The organism is Kribbella sp., assembly GCF_035655035.1.
GTDB lineage: Bacteria > Actinomycetota > Actinomycetes > Propionibacteriales > Kribbellaceae > Kribbella.
The window spans coordinates 1-6379 of the sequence record NZ_DASRVN010000732.1; the positions used below are offsets into that span (position 1 = coordinate 1).

The window sequence follows — 6379 nt, forward strand, 5'->3', positions numbered from 1 at the left end:
TCCGTGATCAGGCGGCCGGTCGCCGGTGCGAGGCCGATGCCCGCACCCTCGTGTCCCGTCGCGTGCCACAGCCCGAGCACTCGCGGGTCCTGGCCGATCACCGGCAGATGATCCGGCGCGTACGGACGGAAGCCGCCGTACGTCCGCATCACCGGAACGTCCCCCAGGAACGGGAACAGCCCGACGGCCTTCCGGGCAAGCTCCCGCAGCACGCGCACCCGGATCGTGTCGTCGAACCCGATCCGCTCCCGGCTCGACCCGATCAGCACCGTCCCGGCCCGCGTCGACTCGACCACCGTCGACGTCTGCAGCTCCGCGTCCCCGCTGCCGACCGCGCCGACGTAGTCCGCGTCGTACACCTTGTGCCGCACGCATTCCGGCAGCGGCGCGGTCACGAGGATCATCCCGCGGCGTGGCAGTACTTCGATCCGCGCGCCGGCCGCCGCGCTGAACGCACCCGACCACGGGCCGCAGGCATTCAGCACCGCACCGCAGGCGATGTCGCCGTCCGAGGTGTCGACGCCGACGACCCGCCCGCCGGACTGCCGGAGCCCGAGCGCGGTGACCCCCGATCGCACCTCGCCGCCGCGCTCGCGAACGGCCGTCAGCAACGCGGTCGCCGCCAGCACCGGCTGCACCTGCGCGTCGTCCGGGTAATGCACCCCGATCGTCACCCGCGGCGTGAGCAGCGGCTCGAGCTCGAAGACCTCCGCGGGCGTGATCACCCGCGCGTCGACCCCCGCCTCACGCTGCTTCGCGGCGAACGCGGTCAGCGGCTCCGGGTCGCCCGTCGCCACCACGACGCCGCCCTTCGCCTCCCACTCCACGTCCGCCACCGGCACGGGCAGCCGGCCGCGGACGACGTCCCACTCCGCGCGCGAAGCGACCGCGAGCTCCAGCTCCGGACCTGGCTCCTTGTCCGAGACCAGCACGTTGCCCTCGCCGGCCGCCGTCGTCCCCGCCGCCGGGCCGTCCCGGTCGATCACCAGCACCCGGACCCCGGCCGCCGACAGCGCCTCCGCGCATGCGGCCCCGACCATGCCCGCACCGACCACCACCACGTCGGGTGTCACGGACCGGTGCATGACGGCTCCTCGGGCAACTCGTTCGCTAAAATGAACGATACCGAGATTACGCGCGCCCCCGACGTACGGTCAATGCACTCAACCGGACCTCTCCCGGACCTTTTCCGGAACTATCCCGGCAGATGCGGCCCACCGGCCGCCGCCGGGTACACGTCCGGCGGGTACTCGAGCAGCAGCACCGACCGCACCGGACCGTCCACGGCCTCGTACGAATGCGGCCCGGCCGCCCGGAACGCCAGGTAGTCCCCCGGCCCGAGTTCCTCGTTCTGCCCATGGGTGTTGATGCGCAGGCACCCGGACAGTACGACGTGGTGCTCGGTGCCCGGATGACCGTCCGAGTGCTGGACCGCGTCCGGCCGGATCTCCTGGTGGTAGATCTCGAACAGCCCGCCCGGGTGCTCCAGCCGCCGGAGCATCCGCAGATCGATGGCGTCACCGGACAGTACGTCGACGTCCGCGGACCGCACCAGGACGACCCCGGAGGCCGGCGACTCGGCCAGCAACGCCGACACCGGGATGCCGAGAGCGTTCGACAAACTGAACACTGTCTCGATCGTGGGGTTCCCCGACCCGGACTCCAGCTGGGACAGGGTGCCCTTCGCGATCCCGGACCGGCGGGCCAGCTCGGACAGCGAGATGCCCTGCTCGTCCCGCCGCGCCCGCAGGTTCGTCCCGAGCAGCTTTCCCGCACCCATCGCCGTCACAGCCCGGAGCATGCCACATTCAGGGAATGACGCGCTGCCGGCGCAGGCCCGCGAAGATCCGGTAGAACATCTGCTCTGTGTCGACGTACTCGTGGAAGCCCGCCCGGCGCGACTTCGAGGCGTCGGCGAAGAAGTCGTAGTCCCAGCCGAACACGAAGTCCGCGAACGGCCACGACGACACCTCGGCGAACGACGTCGCGGCCAGGCCGTGCGTCGCCTGCAACTGCTTCCAGGCCGGCTCCTTATCCGCCATCACGTCCTGCAACGACATCCGCAGCGGCGGCGCGACCTCCAGCCCGAACCAGGCGCCGAGCTTGGGCCACAGCTCACTCCACCGGAACAGGTCGCCGTTCGTGATGTTGAACGCCTGGTTCGCCGCGGCCGGCGCGGTCGCCGCCCAGACCGTTGCCTTGGCCAACAATCCGGCATCGGTCAGCTCCAGCAGCGAGTGGTACGCGCCGGGCTTGCCCGGGAACCGCAGCGGTACGCCGAGTTCCTTCGACAGCGAGGCGTAGACGGCGATCGCGACCGCGAGGTTCATCGGGTTCCCGAGCGCCGAACCACCAACCACGGAAGGGCGGAGCGCCGACCACGTCCAGGGCTTCCCTTGCTGGCGCGTCGACAGGAACTGCTGCTGGTCGACGTTGAACTCCGGCGGCAGATGCGGCGGGTCGTCCTCCCGGGCCGGAGTCTTGAACGGTCCGAGATGCGCGCCGTACACCTTGTACCCCTGCATCAGGCTGACGTGCCGCAGTCCGCTCGCGACCGGCTCGATCGCGTCCACGACGTTGACCAGCATGGCCAGGTTCGGCGGCACCAACTCGGCCCACGTCGACCGGTCCTGGTAGGCGACGTAGAAGACGTGCGTCACGTCGGACAGGCCGGACAGCTTCGCCCGGGTGTCGTCCGGGTCGAGCAGATCCACCGCGACGTGCCGAACCCGCCCGGGTACGTCGGTGCCGCCGCGCCGCGACAGCCCGACCACCCGCCAGTCGGGCAGCGAGGCAAGATGCTCGACCAGATTCGTCCCGATCACTCCGCGGGCTCCCACCACCAACGCAACGTTCTCCATACCCAACAGCCTTGCTGACCTGCACAGATAGATCCAAGGCATAGTTTTCACCGAAGCCATAAGCTCAGCTCATGACAACGCTGCGGCAGCTCGAGTACTTCGTCACCGTGATCGGCGAAGGTTCGTTCACCAAGGCCGCCGAGCTCCTGCACGTGACGCAGCCCGCCCTCTCGCACCAGATCCGGGCCCTCGAACGTTCCGCGGGCGGCCCGTTGCTCGAGCGGCTGCCGCGCAGCGTGCGCCTCACCCCGACCGGCCGCGCCATGCTCCCGCACGCTCGCGCCGCGCTGGCCGACGCGGAGCGAGCCCGGTGCGCCGCACGTCAGGCCGCCGGCCTCGAGGTCGGCGAGCTGCAGATCGCGACGCTCTACTCGATCACGCTCGGCGTACTCCCCGCGGCCCTGCGCCAGTGGCGGCAGACCCGTCCTAACGTCGGCATTCGCCTCTTCGAGCACCGCCATACCGACGAGCTCGTCGACGCGATGCACGCCGGCCAGGCGGACCTCGCGGTCGGTCCGGAGCCCACGAACTGGCCCGGAGTCACGCACGTACTCGGCACCGAGGAGCTGGTCGTCGTGGTCGCAGCCGACGACCCGGCAGCCACTGGGACCACGGTCAAGCTGCAGGACCTCGCAGACCGTTCCTGGGTGCACTACGCACCGGACCACGGTCTCGCGGACGTCCTGGACAAGGCCTGCGCACAAGCCGGTTTCGAACCGCGCATCGCCGTACGCACGGAGCAGACAGCGGCAGCCCCCGCCCTTGCTGCTGCAGGTCTGGGCCCCGCCCTGGTGCCCGACAACATCCTCCCGAACGACTTCGACGGCCACGTCCTCCGCCCGGAACCGCCCGTGCGCCGCACGCTGACGGCGTACACGCGCAGCACTCCTGACCCGCTGGCAGCCGCCTTCATCGACGTGCTGTTTCGGTCCGGCGGGCTGCGGGCACGCGAAGGGAATGGCTGACGAAGAGTCGGACGGCACAGTCCTGCTGGCCGGTACGGCGAACCTGGTGATCGCGATCGCCAAGCTCGTCGCCGGCCTGCTCTCCGGGTCGACGGCGCTGCTCGCGGAGGCGGCCCACTCGATCGCGGACACGCTCAACCAGGTCTTCCTCCTGACCGCGCTGCACCGCAGCCGGAAGCCGGCCGACGCGCGCCACCCCTTCGGCTACGGGATGGAGCGGTACTTCTGGGCGCTGCTCGCGGCCGTCGGCATCTTCGTCCTCGGGGCCGGCTTCTCGATCACCGACGGCCTGCGATCGATCTTCGCGCCCGAACCGATCGCGGCGCTCGCGGTGATCTACCCGGTGCTCGGCATCTCGTTCGTGTTCGAGGGATCCTCCTGGCTGCGCGCGGTTCTCCAGCTCCGCCGGGAGGCCAAGGTGGCCGACGTACCGCTGCTGCATCAGCTCCGGAACGCTGAGCCGGCAGTGAAGACCGTGGCCTTCGAAGACTCCGCTGCGATGATCGGTCTGCTGCTTGCGACCGCCGGTGTCACGCTCGCGGTCGTCACCGGCAACCACGTCTGGGACGGCGCCGCCTCGATCGCGATCGGGGTACTACTGATCGTCGTCGCGTTCACCCTCGGCCGCGACAACAAGGCGATGCTGATCGGGCGCGCACTACCGGCCGACATCCAGCGCGAGGTCCGCGCGATCATCAGCGCCGAGCCCGGAATCGTCGACGTCCTCGACCTGCTCAGCCTCCAGCTCGCACCCGATCAGGTGCTGGTCGTCGCGACCGTCGACCTGGTCGACTCCGGTACTACGGGAGCCGCGATCGAGCAGCTCGCCGAGAAGATCGACGTCGAGGTACGCCGCAAGCACCCGAGCATCCGGCACCTCTACCTCGACCCGACGCCCGGGGACCCGCGTCAGCGCTTGTCGTGACCCCAGTTCGCGACGATGGCGGCGGCCGGGGGCAGTACTGCGGCGACTGCGCTCATCGCGATCGCTGCCGGGATCGAGAACAGCCGTACGACGAACCAGGCCAGGATGATCAACGTGGCACAGCTGCCCATCAACAGGACGTACAGCTTGCGGTTGTCATACTTGCGGGCCATGTCAGACCGTCAGCGGGAGCTTCCCCAGCGCTCGCACCAGCGGGGACAGCTCAGGTAGCTCGGCGGCGGTCGACAATGCAGACGTCAGTACGGCGTCGTGTGTCGGCTGGGCCTCTTCCAGGAGCTCACGGCCGGCCTCAGTGACCTCTGTGTAGATACCGCGCCGGTCCGTGGGGCACAGGTACCGCTGGAGCAGCTTGCGGTCCTCCAGGCGGTTCACCAGGCGGGTAGTAGCGGACTGGCTGAGCACCACGGCGTTCGAGAGCTGGTTCATCCGCAGGTGGTAGTCGTCCTGCCGCGCCAGCACGTCCAGCACGCTGTACTCGCTCACGGAGAGACCGTGCTGTTTCTGCAGCGCGCGCTCCAGCTCGTCCTCGATCCGGGCGTGCAGCGCCGCCAGGGTTCGCCACCCCTGCGCCCGTGCCTCCGCGGCGTCATCCGGTAGTCCCACGACACCTCCACTTGAACATCACGCTTGCATGCGCAATCATAGCGCTTGTGCAATAGCCCGCGTATGCAACTATCGCGCACGCCGGTAACAGTCATAAGGCTACCTTCGAGGGAGAGAACAACCCATGCCCGCCGCCTTGCTCGCGCTCGCCATCGGAGCGTTCGGGATCGGCACCACCGAGTTCGTCATCATGGGGCTGCTCCCCGAGGTCGCGACCGACTTCGGCGTCAGCATCCCGTCCGCCGGACTGCTCATCTCCGGCTACGCGCTGGGCGTCGTGGTCGGCGCCCCGCTGCTCACCGCGATCGGCTCGAAGGTCTCCCGCAAGACCGTGCTGATCGCCCTGATGGGCGTCTTCATCGCCGGCAACCTGATCTCTGCGGTCGCCCCGTCGTACGGCGTGCTGATGACCGGGCGGATCGTCGCGGCGCTGTCGCACGGTGCGTTCTTCGGTGTCGGATCGGTTGTAGCCGCGTCGCTCGTACCGAAGGCCAAGCAGGCGAGCGCGATCGCGTTGATGTTCACCGGGCTGACGATCGCCAACGTGCTCGGCGTACCGGGTGGGACCGCGCTCGGGCAGCAGTTCGGGTGGCGGTCGACGTTCTGGGCGGTCACTGCGCTCGGTGTGATCGGGCTGCTGGGCATAGTGTTCCTGGTACCGCGGCAGGGTTCTGCTGAAGGCCCTGGTCTCAAGAGCGAGCTGGCGGTGTTCAAGAGCCTGCAGGTGTGGTTGGCACTTGCCATGACTGCGCTTGGCTTCGCAGGTGTGTTCGCGTCGTTCACCTACATCGCACCGATGATGACTGAGGTCGCGGGCTTCTCTGCCGGCGCCGTGACCTGGCTGCTGGTGCTGTTCGGCGGTGGGCTCGTCGTGGGCAACCTGCTGGGCGGTAAGGCAGCGGACCGGTCGCTCATGCCGAGCCTGTACCTGATCTTGACGCTGCTGGCCGCAGTACTGGTGGTGTTTGTCTTCACGGCGCATGCCAAGATCCCCTCTGCCGTGA

At 69.2% G+C, this 6379-nt stretch carries 8 protein-coding genes; 3 read left to right on the top strand and 5 right to left on the bottom strand.

Annotated elements, in window-relative coordinates:
• The 3 genes from VFF46_RS37760 to VFF46_RS37770 form a co-directional block, all read right to left on the bottom strand.
• A partial coding sequence (locus VFF46_RS37760; RefSeq protein WP_325042072.1) for an FAD-dependent oxidoreductase occupies positions 1-1085 on the bottom strand: 1085 nt, incomplete at its 3' end.
• A gap of 110 nt (positions 1086-1195) precedes the next feature.
• A complete protein-coding gene (locus tag VFF46_RS37765; protein WP_325042073.1) occupies positions 1196-1801 on the bottom strand; it encodes an XRE family transcriptional regulator in 606 nt (201 codons plus the stop codon).
• 7 nt (positions 1802-1808) lie between these two features.
• Positions 1809-2861, bottom strand: coding sequence for an SDR family oxidoreductase (locus VFF46_RS37770; RefSeq protein ID WP_325042074.1), 1053 nt, complete (start codon positions 2859-2861; stop codon positions 1809-1811).
• Between the two features lie 71 nt (positions 2862-2932).
• Between VFF46_RS37770 and VFF46_RS37775 the strand changes: the two genes are divergently transcribed.
• Both VFF46_RS37775 and VFF46_RS37780 read left to right on the top strand, forming a co-directional pair.
• The gene (locus VFF46_RS37775) at positions 2933-3826 is read left to right on the top strand and encodes a LysR family transcriptional regulator (RefSeq protein WP_325042075.1); all 894 of its coding nucleotides are present in this window, start codon (positions 2933-2935) and stop codon (positions 3824-3826) included.
• Positions 3819-4751 carry a cation diffusion facilitator family transporter gene (locus VFF46_RS37780; protein ID WP_325042076.1) on the top strand — a complete coding sequence of 311 codons (933 nt, stop codon included), beginning with the start codon at positions 3819-3821 and terminating at the stop codon, positions 4749-4751. Before VFF46_RS37775 ends, VFF46_RS37780 begins: the two co-directional genes overlap by 8 nt.
• Here VFF46_RS37780 and VFF46_RS37785 read toward each other — a convergent pair.
• Together VFF46_RS37785 and VFF46_RS37790 are read right to left on the bottom strand one after the other, a co-directional pair.
• Complete coding sequence (locus tag VFF46_RS37785; protein ID WP_325042077.1) at positions 4736-4924, bottom strand: DUF3099 domain-containing protein; 189 nt, start codon at positions 4922-4924, stop codon at positions 4736-4738. The two genes, VFF46_RS37780 and VFF46_RS37785, sit on opposite strands and share 16 nt — an antisense overlap.
• A gap of 1 nt (position 4925) precedes the next feature.
• A complete protein-coding gene (locus tag VFF46_RS37790) occupies positions 4926-5375 on the bottom strand; it encodes a MarR family winged helix-turn-helix transcriptional regulator (protein ID WP_325042078.1) in 450 nt (149 codons plus the stop codon).
• Between the two features lie 124 nt (positions 5376-5499).
• On the opposite strand from VFF46_RS37790, the gene VFF46_RS37795 reads away from it, so the two are divergent.
• On the top strand, positions 5500-6379 hold an 880-nt coding region (locus VFF46_RS37795; protein ID WP_325042079.1), incomplete at its 3' end, for an MFS transporter.